This is a genomic window from Bordetella genomosp. 13, from assembly GCF_002119665.1.
Lineage (GTDB): Bacteria > Pseudomonadota > Gammaproteobacteria > Burkholderiales > Burkholderiaceae_B > Bordetella.
In genome coordinates, this window is the sequence record NZ_CP021111.1 from 2,843,469 (window position 1) to 2,860,730 (window position 17,262).

General features: G+C 67.5%; 15 protein-coding genes. 7 read left to right on the forward strand and 8 right to left on the reverse strand.

The genetic code is table 11. From position 1 onward, the window contains the following. Positions 1–62 precede the first annotated feature (62 nt). From CAL15_RS12825 to CAL15_RS12835, 3 genes are all read left to right on the forward strand, one after another. A complete protein-coding gene (locus CAL15_RS12825; RefSeq protein WP_086078947.1) occupies positions 63–1,046 on the forward strand; it encodes a tripartite tricarboxylate transporter substrate-binding protein in 984 nt (327 codons plus the stop codon). A 23-nt stretch (positions 1,047–1,069) separates the two neighbouring features. Continuing rightward, a complete protein-coding gene (locus CAL15_RS12830; RefSeq protein ID WP_086078948.1) occupies positions 1,070–1,879 on the forward strand; it encodes a phosphosulfolactate synthase in 810 nt (269 codons plus the stop codon). A gap of 173 nt (positions 1,880–2,052) precedes the next feature. Beyond that, a complete protein-coding gene (locus CAL15_RS12835) occupies positions 2,053–2,424 on the forward strand; it encodes a PRC-barrel domain-containing protein (RefSeq protein ID WP_086078949.1) in 372 nt (123 codons plus the stop codon). Positions 2,425–2,516: 92 nt separating this feature from the next. Here the strand turns inward: CAL15_RS12835 and CAL15_RS12840 are convergent, their stop codons facing one another. The 7 genes from CAL15_RS12840 to chvE are packed head-to-tail and all read right to left on the reverse strand — an operon-like array spanning position 2,517 to position 10,862. Then, positions 2,517–3,365 carry an SMP-30/gluconolactonase/LRE family protein gene (locus tag CAL15_RS12840; RefSeq protein ID WP_086078950.1) on the reverse strand — a complete coding sequence of 283 codons (849 nt, stop codon included), beginning with the start codon at positions 3,363–3,365 and terminating at the stop codon, positions 2,517–2,519. A gap of 41 nt (positions 3,366–3,406) precedes the next feature. Then, entirely contained in the window at positions 3,407–4,318 is a 912-nt protein-coding gene (locus CAL15_RS12845) for a Gfo/Idh/MocA family protein (protein ID WP_086078951.1), read from the reverse strand. After that, positions 4,318–6,060, reverse strand: coding sequence for an L-arabinonate dehydratase (gene araD, locus CAL15_RS12850; protein ID WP_086078952.1), 1,743 nt, complete (start codon positions 6,058–6,060; stop codon positions 4,318–4,320). The genes CAL15_RS12845 and araD overlap by 1 nt, the downstream gene beginning before the upstream one ends. Positions 6,061–6,070: 10 nt before the next feature. Further along, positions 6,071–7,063, reverse strand: a complete 993-nt coding sequence (gene araD1, locus CAL15_RS12855) for an AraD1 family protein (protein ID WP_086078953.1) — start codon at positions 7,061–7,063, stop codon at positions 6,071–6,073. A gap of 5 nt (positions 7,064–7,068) precedes the next feature. Next, the gene (gene mmsB, locus CAL15_RS12860; protein ID WP_086078954.1) at positions 7,069–8,265 is read right to left on the reverse strand and encodes a multiple monosaccharide ABC transporter permease; all 1,197 of its coding nucleotides are present in this window, start codon (positions 8,263–8,265) and stop codon (positions 7,069–7,071) included. Next, positions 8,262–9,797, reverse strand: coding sequence for a multiple monosaccharide ABC transporter ATP-binding protein (mmsA, locus tag CAL15_RS12865; RefSeq protein WP_086078955.1), 1,536 nt, complete (start codon positions 9,795–9,797; stop codon positions 8,262–8,264). Before mmsA ends, mmsB begins: the two co-directional genes overlap by 4 nt. Before the next feature lie 9 nt (positions 9,798–9,806). Next, the gene (chvE, locus tag CAL15_RS12870) at positions 9,807–10,862 is read right to left on the reverse strand and encodes a multiple monosaccharide ABC transporter substrate-binding protein (protein ID WP_086078956.1); all 1,056 of its coding nucleotides are present in this window, start codon (positions 10,860–10,862) and stop codon (positions 9,807–9,809) included. A gap of 142 nt (positions 10,863–11,004) precedes the next feature. On the opposite strand from chvE, the gene CAL15_RS12875 reads away from it, so the two are divergent. Beyond that, positions 11,005–11,946 carry a LysR substrate-binding domain-containing protein gene (locus CAL15_RS12875; protein WP_086078957.1) on the forward strand — a complete coding sequence of 314 codons (942 nt, stop codon included), beginning with the start codon at positions 11,005–11,007 and terminating at the stop codon, positions 11,944–11,946. Positions 11,947–11,967: 21 nt separating this feature from the next. Here the strand turns inward: CAL15_RS12875 and CAL15_RS12880 are convergent, their stop codons facing one another. Further along, complete coding sequence (locus CAL15_RS12880) at positions 11,968–13,896, reverse strand: helix-turn-helix domain-containing protein (protein WP_232467957.1); 1,929 nt, start codon at positions 13,894–13,896, stop codon at positions 11,968–11,970. Positions 13,897–14,127: 231 nt separating this feature from the next. On the opposite strand from CAL15_RS12880, the gene CAL15_RS12885 reads away from it, so the two are divergent. The 3 genes from CAL15_RS12885 (at position 14,128) to CAL15_RS12895 (ending at position 17,262) form a co-directional block, all read left to right on the forward strand. Further along, complete coding sequence (locus CAL15_RS12885) at positions 14,128–14,925, forward strand: SDR family oxidoreductase (protein ID WP_086078959.1); 798 nt, start codon at positions 14,128–14,130, stop codon at positions 14,923–14,925. Positions 14,926–14,977: 52 nt separating this feature from the next. After that, a complete protein-coding gene (locus CAL15_RS12890; protein ID WP_086078960.1) occupies positions 14,978–16,222 on the forward strand; it encodes a branched-chain amino acid ABC transporter substrate-binding protein in 1,245 nt (414 codons plus the stop codon). A gap of 98 nt (positions 16,223–16,320) precedes the next feature. Continuing rightward, positions 16,321–17,262 (forward strand): branched-chain amino acid ABC transporter permease, encoded by a 942-nt coding sequence (locus CAL15_RS12895; RefSeq protein ID WP_086078961.1) that lies wholly within the window; start codon positions 16,321–16,323, stop codon positions 17,260–17,262.

The following is a 17,262-nucleotide window of genomic DNA, read 5'->3' on the forward strand; positions in this document are numbered from 1 at the left end:
GGCGCGTACGTGCCCGCCCACAACACAGGACGTCCACGTCCAGGAAAATCTCAAGGGAAAACATGAAACCATTGAACCGACATCTGCTGCTGCGCACGCTGGTGGGTTCGGCGGCCGCTGCCGCGCTGGCCTGGGCCGGCACCGCCGCGGCCCAGGAAGCCGCCTGGCCCGCGCGCCCCATTACCTGGGTGGTCGGCTGGCCGCCGGGCGGCAGCGCGGATACCGTCACGCGCGTCGTGGCCCGGCACCTGGGCGAGCGGCTGGGTCAACCCGTCGTGGTCGAAAATCGCGCGGGGGCATCGGGCGCCATCGGCCTGAACCGCGCGGCCAGCGCCGAACCCGACGGGTACACGCTGGTGACGGTGCCGGGCCCGGTCATCACCAACACCAGGATGCCGGAAGTGAGCGCAGAACTGGCCGCGATCAGCGAGCTGGCGCGCGGCCCCATGGTGCTGGTCGGCACCACCGCGCGGGACATGCCGGCGGACGTGCACTCGCTATTCTCCGCCGTGCGGGCGGCCCCGGACCGCTACGACTACACCTCGTCCGGCACGGGCACGAGCCAGCACCTGGCGGGCGAGATGATCAAGCAGCAGGCGCGGCTGAAGATGACGCACATCCCCTACAAGGGCGGCAGCCAGGCCGCGCTGGACATCATCTCGGGCCAGGTGCCGCTGGGCGTGCTGGGCATCACCTCGATACTGCCGCACGTGAAGACCGGCAAGATGCGCGCCTATGCCGTCACCACCGGCACGCGCTCGGCCGCGCTGCCCGATACGCCCACCCTGGCCGAATCGGTGCTGCCCGGCTTCGACGCCAGCCAGTGGTTCATCCTGGCCGCGCCCAAGGGCGTGGCCGCCGCGCACGTGCAGCGCCTCAACGATGAGATCCGCGGCATTCTGGGGCTGCCGGACGTGAAGGCCGCCTTCGCCGCGGTGGGCGTGGACCCCAGCCCCGCGTCGCCCGAGGCCACGGCGCGCTTCGTGACCGGCGAGCAGACCCGCTGGCGCGACCTTGCCGTCAAGAGCAACCTGCCGTTGAACTGAACGTCATCGAGGTCACCGCATCCATGAGCACCTACCAGACCGCATTCGCGGACTTCCCCATGCCCGAGCGCCAGCTCAAGCCGCGCACGCGCGGCCTGTCGATGATGATCGACTGGGGCATGGGCCTGCAGCGCCAGGCCGACCTGCTGGACTCGACGTCGCAATGGATCGATTTCGCCAAGATCGCGGCCGGCATCGCCCGCTTCATGCCGCGCGCCGTGCTGGCCGACAAGCTGGAGCACTACCGGGCACACGGCATATCCACCTCGCCGGGCGGACTGTTCGCCGAGGTGGCCATGAAGATGCGACGCTTCGAGGACTATGTCGCCCAGGCCATGGACGTGGGCTTCACGGGCATCGAGATATCGGACAACCTGCTCGACATGACGCTGGCGGAGAAGGCCGCCGCCATCCGGCATGCGAAGTCGCGGGGACTGAAGGTGTTTGGCGAGGTGGGGCGCAAGGACGCCGTACAGGACGCCGCCGCCTTCCTGGCGGACGTGGCCAACTGCCTGGATTCGGGCGCCGACTGGATATTCCTGGAAGCGTCGGAGCTGTACGCGGAAGGCGTCATCCGGCAGGACCTGATCGCCAAGCTCGCCGAGCGCTTTCCGGCCGAGCGCCTCATCTATGAACTGCCGGTGGTGATCATTCCCGGCATCAGCCGCGACTTCAAGCACCAGACCGCCACCTGGCTGGTGCGAGAGCTGGGCACCGATGTGAACCTGGCGAACCTGGAGTGGGATGAGTTGTATATCACCGAACTGGTTCGGCGCGGCTTCGCGGGCGACAAATCCCACCCCCAAGGGGTGTATCGGATGGCGGGATTCTGAACAGTCCGGTTTCTGCCAACCGCCCTTCGGCGCCACTTTGCAAAACATCGTCGAAAGCGTTGCTTCGCCTTCCCGGCGCTGGACGAGACGACCATCGGCACGCCTCTTGCTGACACTCCGATGTCGCCGCATGCCGCGGCGGCCCCCGCAACACAGTTCATCGGAGCAATATCATGAGTTCGATTTCGAATCCAGCCACCGGCACGAGCGCATCGAGCATGATCTCGTCGAACCGGGTAGAAGGCACGAAGGTATACAACCAGGCGGGCGAGAAACTGGGATCCATCGATAATCTGCAGATCGACAAGCGCTCGGGACAAGTCCGGTACGCCGTACTGGAATTCGGCGGGTTCCTGGGAATGGGGACCGACCGCTACCCCCTGCCCTGGAACATCCTGAAGTACGACACGGACCTGGACGGCTACGTCGTGCCTGTGGACAAGGCGCAGCTGGAGAATGCGCCGCGCTACGAGACCAGCCAGAATCCCGAGTACACCGACGACTACGGACGCCGCGTGTATGACTACTATGGCGCCCCCTGGTAAGGCGCCATAGCTCGGAGCCCCTGGCGGCTGGCATCCCGGGCCGCGGCCGGAGCAACCTCGGCCGGGCCCCGGGAGGCTGGTGCGGGCGTGCCTCACAAGCGGAACGCGGGCTCGTCGCGCCCGTGCGCGATCTGCCCCAGGTCGAAGGTCTGTCCGGCCAGAGGGTGCGTGATGCGCGCCTGCGGCGCCATGCCTTCCCACGCCGAGGTGACGTAGAGCCGCCCCGCTCCAAAGGCCGGACACGTAGGCTGCGGCGAGGGCAATTCGCGCCGCCCCAGACATGCCCCCGCGGCGTCATAGTGACCGACGCAACCCGCGCCCCAATGTGCCATCCACAACGTACCGTCCGTGGCCGTGATCGCGCCGTCGGGGTACAGCCCCGCCGCCGTCAGATTCAGGAAGGTCGTCGGTTCGCCCCTCGGCCAACCGCTCTCGTCCAGCGCCCAACGCCAGACGCGTTGCCGCGGCGTGTCAGCGAAATACGCAAGGCTCCGGTCAGGCGCGAAGCAGATCGAATTCGGTATGGATAGCCCGGTCCGGAGGCGCACCAGCTTGCCCCCGAAGAACCGGTAGAGCGCGCCTGCGCCCGGCCTAGCCTGCTTGTCCATGGTGCCGATCCAATAGCCGCCCCAGGGGTCGGCGCGCCCGTCGTTGGATCGCGTGGCCGGGTCGTCCGCCTCGACCTCAACCAGGAGGCCGCGGCGCCGGCTATCCAGGTCGAACCACCACAGGCCCGTCTCGGAGGCCAGCAACAGGCGGTCGGCGTCGATCCATGCGGCGGCCGAATGCCGTTCGGGCAACTCGGCCTGGTAGGTCGCGAGCGCGCCGCGCCCCAGCAGGCGATTGTTCAGGATGTCGAACCAGAACAGCATCTGACGCGAGGGATGCCAGAGCGCGCCTTCTCCGAGGTGGCAAGGACGGCTGTCGAAGACGGTGGTCATGTCGCGGCGCGGTGTCGGCAATGGCGCGGTCGGGTACGAGGCTATAGTGCGAACGGCGCGATCACGGTGCGCCTGCCCAGGCTGAACGCATCGGCCACGTGCACCATGGGCGTCAGGTCGACCTCGACCTCGCCCCGCGCAGCGAGCTGAGCCATGCGCGCATACAGCGCGGGATATTCTCCCATGACACTGTACTGGCCCGTGACCGCCTTGCCCCCGATCTCGAGTACGTTGCCGCCCATGCGCAGGGCGAGAGCGCCCCCGTCCGTGTCGATCTCGATGTCCCAGGTCTGCGGCCCGGTCTGGCGCCAGTCCAGTTGCGCATGCACATTGCCGGAGAAGCTCAGACGGGCTGCGATGGGGACGTGCCAGTTCGCGGGGACGTCGAGCTCGGCCGACTGCAGGTAGATCGGTTCGGGCAATACATCGGTAAGAATGGAAAGCGCATTGACGCCCGTGTCGAACACGCCCATGCCGCCTGGTTGCGCCACCCAGTGCTGGCCGGGATGCCAGTGCCGCACGTCTTCCTTCCACACCACCCGCACCGCGGATACCGTTTTGTCGCGCAGCCACGCCTTCGCGGGCGCGACGGCATAGGCCATGCGCGAATGCCAGGTGGCGTACAGCGCCAGGCCGCGCCGCCGGGCCAGGGACGCCAGTATCTCTACCTCGGCCAGGGTGGCGCCGGGCGGCTTCTCGAGCATGACATGGCGCCCCGCCTCGAGCGCCTGGCGGGCATATTGGAATCGCGGGACGGGCGGCACGCAGAGGGACACGACCGGAACGTCAGGATTCTCGTACAGGAAGCGCGTGAAATCCGTGTACGCCGGCACGTCCGGCACACTGCCCCCGAGCGAAACCGTCGCCGCCAGGCTCCAGTGCGGCGATGCCTGCAGGGCCGGCACGTGCTGAGCCTGCGCGATCCTGCCGACCCCCACTAGCGCAATCTTCATCAATGGGCCTCCTTGCCTACCGCCGACCCGCGGCAGCCCTTCAGGAAATCCAGGTCCGCGCCGGTATCGGCGCCGCCCACGTGCTGCTGATGCAGCCAGACGTAGCCGGAGGCTGCCGACGGATGGACCGACCGTCGCGTCGCCAGACGGGCGGCCAGCTCTTCGTCGGAGACCTCGAGCACCAGCGCGCGGGCGGGTACGTCCAGCACTATCATGTCGCCATCGCGAACCACGGCAAGCGGGCCACCAGCCGCCGCCTCGGGCGATGCATGCAGCACGACCGTGCCATAGGCCGTTCCGGACATGCGGGCATCCGAGATCCGCACCATGTCGGTGATGCCCTTGCGCAGTACCTTCGGCGGCAGGCCCATGTTGCCCACCTCTGCCATGCCCGGATAGCCCCGCGGCCCGCAGTTCTTCAGCACCATGATGCAGGTTTCGTCGATGTCCAGCGATTCGTCGTTGATGCGGACCTTGTAGTCGTCGATGTCCTCGAAGACGACCGCGCGTCCCCGGTGCACCATCAGGTGCGGGCTGGCGGCCGAGGGTTTGAGCACAGCGCCGTTCGGCGCCAGGTTGCCCTTGAGCACGACGATGCCGCCCGAGTCGGCCAGTGCCTTGCCTTCTGGAAGTATTACTGCCTCGTTCCAGTTTCGAACACTCCGGACTTCCTCCCATATCGCACCGCCCGACACGGTCAGGGCCTCCTTGTGCAGCAGGCCCGCTTCCCCCAGCCGCCGCAGCACCACGGGCAGCCCTCCGGCATAGAAGAACTCTTCCATCAGGTATTCGCCCGAGGGCATGAGGTTCACGATCGTCGGCACATCCCGTCCCAGGCGGTCCCAGTCGTCCAGCGTCAGGCCCACGCCGACGCGTCCTGCGATCGCCAGCAGGTGTATGACGGCGTTGGTGCTGCCGCCGATCGCGGCATTGGTGCGGATGGCATTCTCGAATGCCTGCCGCGTCATGACGTCCGACGGCTTCAAGTCGTCCTTGACCATCTGCACGATGCGCCGCCCCGATAGGTGCGCGAGAGTGCGCCGCCTGCTGTCGACGGCGGGGATCGCGGCATTGCCCGACAGCGCCATCCCCAGCGCCTCGGCCATGGACGCCATGGTCGAGGCCGTGCCCATGGTATTGCACGTGCCGGAGGACCGCGACATGGACTGCTCGGCCTCGAGAAATTCTTCCTGGCTCATCTCGCCCGCCTTCACGGCCTCGGAGTAGCGCCACAGGTGCGTGCCGGATCCCACACGTTCGCCGTGGAAGTGGCCGTTGAGCATCGGCCCGCCCGTCACCACGATGGACGGAATGTCGGTGGAAGCCGCCCCCATCAGCAGGGACGGCGTGGTCTTGTCGCAGCCGACCAGCAGCACGGCGCCGTCGATGGGCTGGCCCCGCAGCGTCTCCTCGACCGCCATGGCGGCAAGGTTGCGATACAGCATCGCGGTGGGGCGATAGGTGTTCTCGGATGCCGAAAAGACCGGCACCTCCAGCGGGAAACCGCCAGCCTCCCACACGCCTGCCTTGACCTTCTCGGCCAGTTCGCGCAGGTGTCCGTTGCAGGGAGTGAGGTCGGACCACGTGTTGAGGATGCCGATGACGGGGCGACCGTCGAACAGGTCGTCCGGATAGCCCTGGTTCTTCAGCCAGCCCCGGTGATAGATGACGTCGCGCGTATTGCCGCCATACCAATGCTGCGAACGCAGCGGGCGCGGCCACGCGGCGGGCTTGAAGGTCATGGATGTCTCCTTACAGCGGCTTGACCCGAACCAGCGCGTCCGGATCGCGTGATGCCGCCACCGCATTGCGTAGCGGCAGGCCGAGCTGCGGCGCGTCGATCTCGAAGACGTCGCCGTCCTCGGTACGGATGCCGTCGGCGAAGGACAGCGTCGCCGTGCCGAAGAAATGAACGTGCACGTCGCCGGGACGTCGGAAGAGCCCATACTTGAAATGATGGTGCTCCAGGTTCGCCACGCTGTGGCTCATGTTGGCCTCGCCCGACACGAAAGCCTGCTCCCAGATCACCTCGCCTCGCCTGCGCACGCGCGATACGCCTTCGACGTGGGCGGGCAACTCCCCCAGCAGCAACTCGGGCCCGAAGCTCGCGGGGCGTAGTTTGGAATGTGCCAGCCACAGATAATTGCCGCGCTCGATGACGTGATCGGAAAACTCGTTGCCCAGCGCGAAGCCGAGGCGGCAGGGCGTGCCGTCGTCGGCGATCCAGTAGATGCCCGCGACCTCGGGTTCCTCGCCCCCGTCCAGCGCAAATGCGGGCGATGCCAGGGCTGCCTCGGGCGCCGTCACGGCATGGCCGTTGCCCTTGTAGAACCATTCGGGCTGGACGCCCACCATGCCGGCCGCGGGCTTGCCGCCCTCCACTCCCATGTGGAACATGCGCATCGAGTCTGTCTGCGGCATCTGCTGGGTCTGCGCGGCGTGCATCGCGTCGCGCGTGGCTGCCGAGCCCAGGTGCGTCAGGCCCGTGCCGGTCAGGTGCAGGTGCGCGGGATCCGGATGATCGACCGGGGCCAGCACGCGCCCCTGCCGCAACGCCTCGGCCAGGTCTACCGCCTGGGCGCGCCCGCGCGAGCGGATTTCGTCGGCCAGGCTGCGACCGGAGGCCCATGCCGCGCGGGCCAGCTCGAGAACACTGGCAGCCCCGGGCACGACGTGGGCGGCGTCGCCCTCGCGCGCCACGACGGCGCGCGCGCCCTGTTCGGTTCGGATCTGGGAAATGAACATGATGATCAGCCCTGTCTGCGTCGGTTGTAGACATCGAAGAACACGGCGGCCAGCAGCGCGAATCCCTTGATCACCTGCTGGTAATCGATACCGATGCCCAGGATGGACATGCCGTTGTTCATGACGCCCATGATGAAGGCGCCCACTACGGCGCCGATGATCTTGCCCGTGCCGCCCGATGCCGAGGCGCCGCCGATGAACACCGCCGCGATCACGTCCAGCTCGAGCCCGAAGCCGGCACGAGGCGTGGCGGTGTTCAGCCGCGCCGCGAAGATCAGCCCGGCCAACGCCGCCAGCAAGCCCATGTTCACGAACGTGAGGAAGGTCAGCCGCTCGGTCTTGATGCCCGAGATGCGCGCAGCCTTCTCGTTGCCGCCCAGCGCGTAGATGCGCCGCCCCAGCGTGGTCCTTTCAGTGATGAAGACGTACACCGCGGTCAGCACCGCCATCGAGACCAGCACGTTGGGCAGACCTCGGAAACCCGCGAGCTTCCATGTGACGAACAAGATGGCCGCCGAGACGATCAGCAGGCGCGCTGCGAGGAATGCCGCGGGCTCGACGTCCATGCCATAGCGGCGGTTGCGGGACCAGGTGCGCAGCGACAGATGGACGAGCAGCGCCACGCTGGCCAGGCCGACGGCGAGGGCCGTGAGATTGGGCTTGCCCGCGCCGAACAGGTCAGGCACGAAGCCCGTGGACAGCAGCTGGAACTCGCGCGGGAACGGGCCGACGGACTGGCCCTCCAGCAGCCACAGCGACAGGCCGCGGAATATCAGCATGCCGGCCAAGGTCACGATGAAGGCGGGAATCTTCCAGAACGCGATGAAGTACCCCTGGGCCGCGCCGATGGCCATGCCGGCCGCCAGGCAGGCGGGCACCGCAGTCCAGACAGGCCAGCCCAGCTGAATGATGAGCACGGCGGACAGCGCCCCGATGAATCCCATCACCGATCCGACCGACAGGTCGATGTGGCCGGATACGATCACCATCAGCATGCCCAGCGCCATGATGACGATGTAGCTGTTCTGCAGCAGCAGATTGGTGATGTTGACAGGCCGCATCAGGGTGCCGTCGGTCAGCACCTGGAACAGGGCCAGGATGGCGACCAGCGCCACCAGCAGCCCGTAGTCGCGCACGTGGCTCGAAAGATAGGCGCCGATCCGGCGGTCGCCCGGCTCGCGCTGGATGATGGATGTACTCATGCTGCCTGCTCCTGGTCCCGGACGATGAGCGACATGATGCGTTCCTGGGTCGCCTGCTCGGCATCGAGCTCCCCCACGAACGCGCCCTCGTTCATCACGTAGATGCGGTCGCACATGCCAAGCAGCTCCGGCAGCTCCGACGAAATCATGAGCACTGCCTTGCCCTGGGCGCTGAGTTCATTGATGATTCCGTAAATCTCGTACTTCGCGCCCACGTCGATGCCGCGCGTGGGCTCGTCCAGGATCAGCACGTCGGGCTCGGTGAACAGCCACTTGGACAGCACCACCTTCTGCTGATTGCCGCCCGACAGATGGCCCACCTTCTGGAATACCGAGGGCGTGCGAATGCGCATGGCGGCCTGGTACCTCTCGGCCACCGCAATCTCGCGGCGGCGATCGAGTACGCCGGCCCGCGACACCCGCCGCAGTCCGGCCAGCGTCACGTTGCGCAACAGCGAATCCTCCAGCAGCAGACCCAGCGACTTGCGGTCCTCGGTGACGTAGGCCATGCCGGCCTCGATGGCGCGGGGCACGTCCGATACGTCGACCGGCCGTCCCCGCACCCGCACCTCGCCCGAGATGTCGCGGCCGTAGCTGCGCCCGAACAGCGACAGGGCAAGCTCGGTGCGGCCGGCCCCCATCAGCCCGGCGATGCCCACGACCTCCGCCGCGCGCACGGTGAGCGAGACGCTGCGGATCATCTGCCGGCCGGGTTGCCTGGGGTGCCAGACGTTCCAGTCGCGCACCTCGAACACCGCTGCGCCGGCCCGGCGCTCGCGCGGCGGATAGCGCTGCGACAGGTCGCGCCCCACCATGTCGCGAACGATGCGATCCTCGCACAGTGGCCCCGCCTCGGCGTCCAGGGTCGAGACGGTCGTGCCGTCCCGTATCACGCTGACGCGGTCGGCGACGCGCCGCACCTCGTTCAGCTTGTGGCTGATGATGATCGACGTGATTCCCTGCGCCTTCAGCCCCAGCAGCAAGTCGAGCAAGGCCTGGCTGTCGGCTTCGGACAATGCCGCCGTGGGCTCGTCCAGGATGAGCAGCCGCACGTCCTTGGACAGCGCCTTGGCGATTTCCACCAGTTGCTGCTTGCCCACGCCCAGCGTGCCGACCACGGTGCCGGGCGGGTCGGCCAGTCCGACCTTGCACAACAGCGCGCCGGCCTGGCGGAACGTCTCGTGCCACGAGATCACGCCGCCCGCCGCCCGCTCGTTGCCGAGGAAAAGGTTCTCGGCGATCGACAACTGGGGCACCAGCGCGAGCTCTTGATGGATGATGACGATGCCGCGCGACTCGCTGTCGCGGATCGAGCGAAAGCGCACGACCTCGCCGTCGTAGACGATATCGCCGTCGTAGGAGCCGTGGGGGTATACGCCCGACAGCACCTTCATCAGCGTGGACTTTCCGGCGCCGTTCTCGCCGCAGATCGCATGAATCTCGCCCTGCCTGACGGCGAGGCTGACCCGGTTCAGCGCCTTCACGCCCGGAAAGGTCTTCGTGATGGCGCGCATCTCGAGCAGATAGGCCATGGTCGCGGCCTACTGGAGATCGGATTTGGTGTAGTAGCCCGAGCGAACCAGCACATCTTCCCAATTCGCCGCGTCGACCACCGTGGGCTGCAGCAGAAACGCGGGCACGACCTTCACGCCGTTGTCGTAGGTCTTGGTGTCGTTGACCTTGGGTTTGCCGCCCTTGAGCATGGCGTCGACCATGCCGACCGCGGCCTTGGCCAGCTCCCGGGTGTCTTTGAAGATGGTGGAGTACTGTTCCTTCGCCAGGATCGACTTGATCGACGGCCGCTCCGCATCCTGCCCGGTGACCACCGGCATGGGCTGCCCTGCCGAGCCGTAGCCCACGCCCTTCAGCGAGGAGAGGATGCCGATGGACATGCCGTCGTAGGGCGACAGCACACCCTGCAGGCGCTTGTCCGTGTAGGCGGAGGACAGCAGGTTGTCCATGCGGGCCTGCGCCGCGGCTCCATCCCACCGCATGGTGCCGACTTTCGACATGCCCGTCTGGCCCGACGCGATCCGGATGTCGCCCGCGTCGATCAGCGGCTTGAGCACGGACATGGCGCCGTCGTAGAAGAAATAGGCGTTGTTGTCGTCCGGACTGCCGCCGAAGAGTTCGACGTTCCATGGCCTGACGTCGCCGAAGCGCTGCTTCAGTCCCTGCACCAGGGACTGCGCCTGCTGCACGCCCACCTTGAAGTTGTCGAACGTGGCGTAGTAGTCCACGTGCTCAGTGCCGCGGATCAGGCGGTCGTAGGCCACGATCTTGACGTCGGCAGCCGCCGCGTTCTCCAGCGCGCTGGTCAGTGCGCTGCCATCGATGGCAGCGATGACGAGCACGTCGACACCGCGGGTGATCATGTTCTCGATCTGGGCCAACTGGTTCGGGATGTCGTCCTCGGCGAACTGCAGCTGCGTGTCGTAGCCCGCCTCCTGGAACAGCTTGACCATGGCGTTGCCATCCGCGATCCAGCGCGGGGACGACTGGGTCGGCATGGCGATGCCGACCGTCGCGGCGGCGGCGGCTGAAGCCACGCATGCCGCCCCGGCCGCCAACACGGCGGCCAGCGTTGACTTGAACATGTCTCTCTCCTTTTTTTGGCGGGGCGGGGTATGTTCCACACGCCTCCATGGCCGTCGGCGGACAGCCGGTGCCAGCAATCCTACGCTGCGAGCCGTATAACAGTAAAATGCTATTTATGCCTGACTGCATACCAAAATAATCATGCATACGCGCCCCCGTTTCTCGCTCAAGCCCACGCAGATGCAACTGGTCGCCGCGATCGCAGACCTGAACCAGCTGCAGCTCGCCGCGCGGAAGGTGGCAATGTCCCAACCCGCCGCATCGCGGATGCTGGCCGACATGGAGGCGGCGGCAGGCGGGGCGCTGTTTCATCGGCATGCCAAGGGCATGGTGCCCACCGAACTGGGTCAGTTGGTGATACGCCGTGCACGAGCGCTGCTGCGCGAACTGCAGAGCCTGAGCGAAGACATCGACGTCTATCGCTCGGGCGCCGGCGGCGAGGTCAGAATCGGCGCAGTGACCGGTCCCGCCGCCGGCGTGCTGGTCGACGCCATCCGAGCCTTCAAGCAGACGAGTCCAACCGCCGCCGTCACCGTCGAGGTCCTGCCGTCCCGAGACCTGGTCCAGCATCTGTCCAAGGGCGAACTCGATTTCGCGCTGGCTCGGCTGCTGCCCGAATTCGACAGCCAGGACTACACCCTGCAGCCCATGCGCGACGAAAAGGTGGCGGTGGTCGTGCGGCGCGCGCACCCTTTGTCCCGCCGGCGGCCGGTGCAGCTGGGCGACCTCGCCGAATACGAATGGATCATGCAGGCGCGCGGCAACCCGATCCGGGAGACCACGCTCGAATCGTTCGGCGAACTGGGGCTGCGCGAACCGCGCAACATCGTGAACTCGCCTTCACTGGTCTTTACGCTTGCCTACCTGCGCGCGACCGACGCCATCGCCGCCTTGTCGGAAGAAGTGGCGGACCTGTTGACGAAGCGGGACATGGGCGGCGCGTTCGCCGTGCTGCCCCTGGGCGGCGACATGCGCGTGTCGCCCTATTTTTTGATGACGCTGCGCAACCGGCCGCTGTCGCCCGCGGCGCAGGCGTTGCGCGGGCTGGTGCTCGAGGCGGCCCATCGCCCGGCCGCGACATAGCGGCCAGGCCCGCAGGCTGTCTCAGCCGTCATCGGCGCCAATCCGCCACAGCCGAAGCGCCACGTGGATCTCCAGCCCGCGACGGCTGTCGTTCCAGGGACCGGCCAGTGTCTCCAGAGTCGTCAGCCGTTGACGCATTGTGTTGACGTGGATGCCCAGGCGCGCGGCAGTGGCCCTGGCATTCTGGCCGCCGTCGAAGTACGCCAGCAGCGTTTCCGCCAGCGTCGTGCCGCGCCGACGATCGTGCTGCAGCACCGGGCCGATGGTCGAATCCAGGAACGTCGCCAGGCTGGCGCGGTCCTGCGTCTCGAACAGCACCGAGTACAGCGCCAGTTCGTTCTGGCCCAGGATGCCGCCCTGCATGCCCAGGCGGCCCGCCACGGGCAGCGCGCGGCGCAGCGCGGCGTACAGCCCCGGAAGTTCCGCCACGCTGCGTGCCGGCCGGGAGATCACCCCCCGATACGCGTTGGCCAGGTCGCGCCGGCCGATCTCCGCAAAGGCGATTTGCAGCGCGGGCGCGCGCTCGGCCGCGCAGACGAACGCCAGCAGCCCGTCGATCTCGTCCAGCACCAGTCCGGGCAAGGCCAGGCCGGCGCGCAGTCGCCTGGCCAGGAAGCCGGGTTCGTGGCCGTCCGCCTCGACGAGCATGAGCGCCAGCGGCTGCGCCAGATCGAGCCCGTGGCGGCTCGCGCGGTCGCGCGCCAGCGCATGCTCGCCCTGCCGCGGCGAGACGAGCGAGCGCAGCAGCTCGGATACGTCGCGGCTATGGCTGGCCTCCATGCGTTCTTGTGAAAGCAGCACGATTCCTATCACGCTGGACGAGCGTTCGAAAGTCCGCACGGAAATGTCGCGCATCTCGTGGCGCCGAAACAGCAGGATGGCTCCGAGCACGCCCTCGCCTCCGATCACCGCGATGGCGCGGCATTGTTCGCCATCGCTGTCATAGGCCAGCATGGAGCGGCCGGCGCGGCGGCTCTCGCGCAGCGCGCGAGTCAGGGCGGCGCTGTGCGGGCCATGCGGCGCATAGGCCTCGGCGGCTTCGCTGGCGTAGCCCGCCGCGCTGGCCCTGCCGATCACGTGGTGCATCTCGTCCAGCACCAGGACGCAGCCCTGCAGAAGCTCCGCGATCGACTGGCACAGTTCGTCCAGCGATGCCCCGCGCGCCAGCAGCGACGTCAGGCGCTCGTGCGCCTCCACCGCTCCCTGCACGTCGCTGGCGTGCCGCTCCAGCTCGGCCCGTGCGGCGTCGGCCTTCTCCAACGCGGACTGCGCGTCCGAAAAGGCCTTGGCGTTGTTGATCGCCACTGCCGCATGTGTGGCCAGCGTGCAAAGGATCGACACGTTCAGGGCCGTGTGCGTGCGGTGATATCGATCCGCCACGAACAGCAGCCCGATGACCGCGTCGTCCCAGATCAGCGGAGCGCCCACCAGCGCTGCGACGCCCTCGTCGCGGAAGATGTCGTCCAGCGCGGGATCGTGGCTGAAGCGGTTGTCGTGCAGATAGTCCGGCGTGGCAAACGGCAAGCGCGTCGACATCACCACGCCGGCCACACCCAGGTTGCGACGCGCCGTCATCCGCCCGGTGCGCGCGGCGATAGCGCCTTCCGACACCACCACCTTGAACTCGCCCGCCTCGGCATCGTAGATGGTGAGCCAGCACAGGTGCGCGCGCAGCAGGTCGCGTGCGCGCGTGACGATGGCCCGCAGCAGCTCGGACAGGTCCAGCCGGCCGGCCAGGTCCTGGGCCGACTCGATCACCGCCAGCATGCCGCGCTCGCGCTGCTCGTGCTGCTCCAGGCGGTTGCGCAGGCCCATGGCCATGCGCGCCAGCTCGATGAGGCCGTTCTTCTCGGGCAGCGCGTCGGGCAGGCCCTCGAGCGCCGCCAGACGTTTGCCGAACTCGTGCAGGCCGGCGTTGCCGTGCAGCAGGCCGAGCAGCTCGGCGGCCACCTCTTGCGGTTGCTGCGCATGGGGACTCGCGGCCGGCGTCCGGTTCCGTTCTGAAGATGTCGAGGGCATGGGAGCGTGACAGCACAGGCGATAAACGATGGTAGGCGCGGCGCGCCCCTCCGGACACAGTGCAAAGATCATATCAATTACCCGCCGAGCGTATGCACAAGCCACATAGCTTTGCGCAACGAGGTCCGCGAGACTGGTCACCAGACATACCAGGAGACACGGGTGTACACGAGCCTCATCGATGCATTGCGGCCCGTTCCGGGGCTGCGCGTACTGGTGACAGCGGGCGCAGCGGGCATCGGCGCCGCCGTGGCACGCGCGTTCCGCGAGGTGGGCGGCCGCGTGCACGTATGCGATATCGACCGCGCGGCGCTGGACCGCCTGACCGACGAGGCTCCCGGCATCACCACGACCCTGGCGGACGCGTCGGCGCCGCGGGACGTGGACGCAGTCTTCGACGACGTGCGCAGCGCCTTGGGCGGCCTGGACGTTCTCGTCAGCAACGTAGGCATCGCCGGTCCGACCGGACCCATCGAAACGCTGCAGCAGTCCGATTGGGCTCGCACGGTGGACGTCAACCTGAACAGCCATTTCTATTTCGCCCGCCAGGCCGTGCCGCTGCTCAAGCGCTCGGACAGCAACCCCTGCCTGATCGCCATGAGCTCGGTGGCCGGCCGCCTGGGGTACCCGTTGCGCACGCCGTATGCCTCGACCAAATGGGCGTTGGTCGGCCTGGTGAAATCGCTGGCGATCGAACTGGGTCCCGAGGGCGTACGCGTGAACGCCATCCTGCCGGGCACCGTGGAAGGCGAGCGCATGGAGCGCGTGATCGGCGCCCGCGCCGCGGCGGCAGGCGTGTCGGCGCAGGCCATGCGCGACGAGTACCTGCGCAAGATCTCGCTGCGCCGCATGGTCACGGTGGACGACGTGGCGGCCATGGCGCTGTTCCTGTGTTCGCCCGCGGCGCGCAACATCACCGGCCAGGCGATCAGCGTGGACGGCAACCTGGAGTATCTCTAGCGCCGCGGTCGATCCTGGCGCCCTTATCAATCAGAACACAAGGAGACTAACCATGAAGACCTACGATCGCAGAGCACTCGCGGCGGCCACACTGGCCCTGTGCTGCGCCGCGCCCGCGGCGGCCGCTCCCGTGAAGATCGGCCTGGTGGAAACGCTGTCCGGGCCGCAGGCCTCGTCGGGGCAGGCCTACCGTGCCGCCGTGCGCTACACCGTGGACCAGATCAATGCGCAGGGCGGCTGGAACGGCCAACCGGTCCAGCTGCTGGAGTACGACAATCAGGGCGGACCTGCCGGCGCGGCCGACAAGCTGAAGGCAGCCGCGGCCGACGGCGTGCAGATCGTCGTGCAGGGCGCCTCGTCGGCCATCGGCGGGCAGATCACGGAAGACGTGCGCAAGCACAACCTGCGCAATCCCGGCAAGGAAATGGTCTACATCAACATGGGCGCAGAGGCGCTGGAGCTGACCGGCGAGAAGTGCAACTTCTACCATTTCCGCTTCGCCGGCAACGCCCAGGTGCGCACGCGCGCGCTGGTCGAGGGCATGAAGAAGGCCGGCGCCCTGGGAACGAGGGTCTACGCCATCAACCAGAATTACTCCTGGGGCCAGGACATGGAACGCGCCGTCGTCGAAAACCAGCAGGCCGGCGGCTATACCGTGGTGGACAAGACGCTGCACGACGTGAACAAGATCCAGGACTTCGCCCCCTACGTCGCCAAGATCGCCGGCTCGGGAGCCGATACCGTCATCACCGGCAACTGGTCCAACGACCTGCTGCTGCTGATGAAGGCGTCCCGGGCCGCGGGCCTGAAGGCGCGCTACGGCACCGTGTACCTGGACCAGCCCGGCAACCTGGCCAATGCCGGCGAGCTGGCGGCGGGCAGCTTCGTGGTCCACACCTTCAATGCCGAGGCCGGCGGCGCACAGGGCGAACAGTTCGTGGCCGACTACCAGGCCAGGACCGGCCGGCCGCCCGTCTTCATCGAGCCGCAGACCGTCTACGGCATGAAGATGGTGGCCGACGCATTGAAGCGCACCCCGGCCGACAAGGGCGCGCTGGACGTCAACACCTTCGCGCTGGCCCTGGAGACGGCCCGCATCGACACCCCGATGGGTCCGATGAGCATGCGCGCCGCCGACCACCAGGCGCAACTGCCCATGGTGGTGTCGGTGGTGGCGCGCGATGCCAAGTACAAGGTGGACGGAACCGAACTGGGCTTCAAGCCCGTTCTGACGCTGTCGGCCGAGCAGGCGTCCACGCCGGCACAGGCCAGCTGCAAGATGAAGCGCCCCGACTAGGCGGACCTTACACGCCCGTCCGCCGCGCCGGGCGGGCGCATGGCCGCGCCATGCGCGGGCGAATGGGGCGCACCCTCCACGGCTATCCGAAGACTCCCATGGAACAACTTCTTTTCTCGCTCTTGAACGGCATCGTCTACGGGCTGCTGCTGTTCATGGTGTCTGCGGGTCTGACCCTCATCTTCGGCATGATGGGCGTGCTCAACTTCGCGCACGCGTCGTTCTACATGCTGGGCGCCTACTTCGCGTACACGCTGCAGGGCTCGGTGGGCTTCTGGCCTGCGATCGTCGCCGCGCCGCTGCTGGTCGGGCTGGTAGGCGTGGCGGTCGAGCGCTACTTCCTGCGCCGCGTCCACCATCACGGCCATGCCCACGAGCTGCTGCTGACCTTCGGCCTGTCTTTCATCATCGCCGAATCCATCAAGCTGTTCTTCGGCAACTATCCGGTCGACTACCGCGTGCCGGCCTTCCTGGACTTCGCTGCCTTCACCCTCGGCGGCACGCAGTATCCGGCCTACCGGCTGCTGATGGGCGGCATTGCCATCGCCATGTTCGTCATCATCTACCTGGTGTTGACGCGTACCCGCGTGGGCATCGTGGTGCGCTCCGCAATCCACCGGCCGCGCATGGCCGAGGCTCTTGGCCACAACGTGCCGCTGGTGTTCATGGCCGTCTTCGGGGCCGGGGCGGCGCTGGCAGGATTGGCCGGGGCCGTGGCCGGCGCCTTCTACACCACCAATCCGAACATGGCGCTGGAACTTGGAGTGATGGTGTTCGTGGTGGTCGTGGTCGGCGGATTGGGATCGCTGGCCGGCGCCATGCTGGCCTCGCTGCTGATCGGCATACTGACCTCGCTGGCTGTGTCGGTGGACACCAGCATGGCTGACCTGCTTTCGCTGGTGGGTGCGGGCGCATGGGCGCACGAGATGGGCGGACTGATGACCCTCAGGCTGTCCAGCCTGGCCGCCACCTTGCCTTTCGCCCTGATGCTGCTGATCCTGCTGGTTCGACCGGGCGGCCTCATGGGCGAGAAGGGGTGA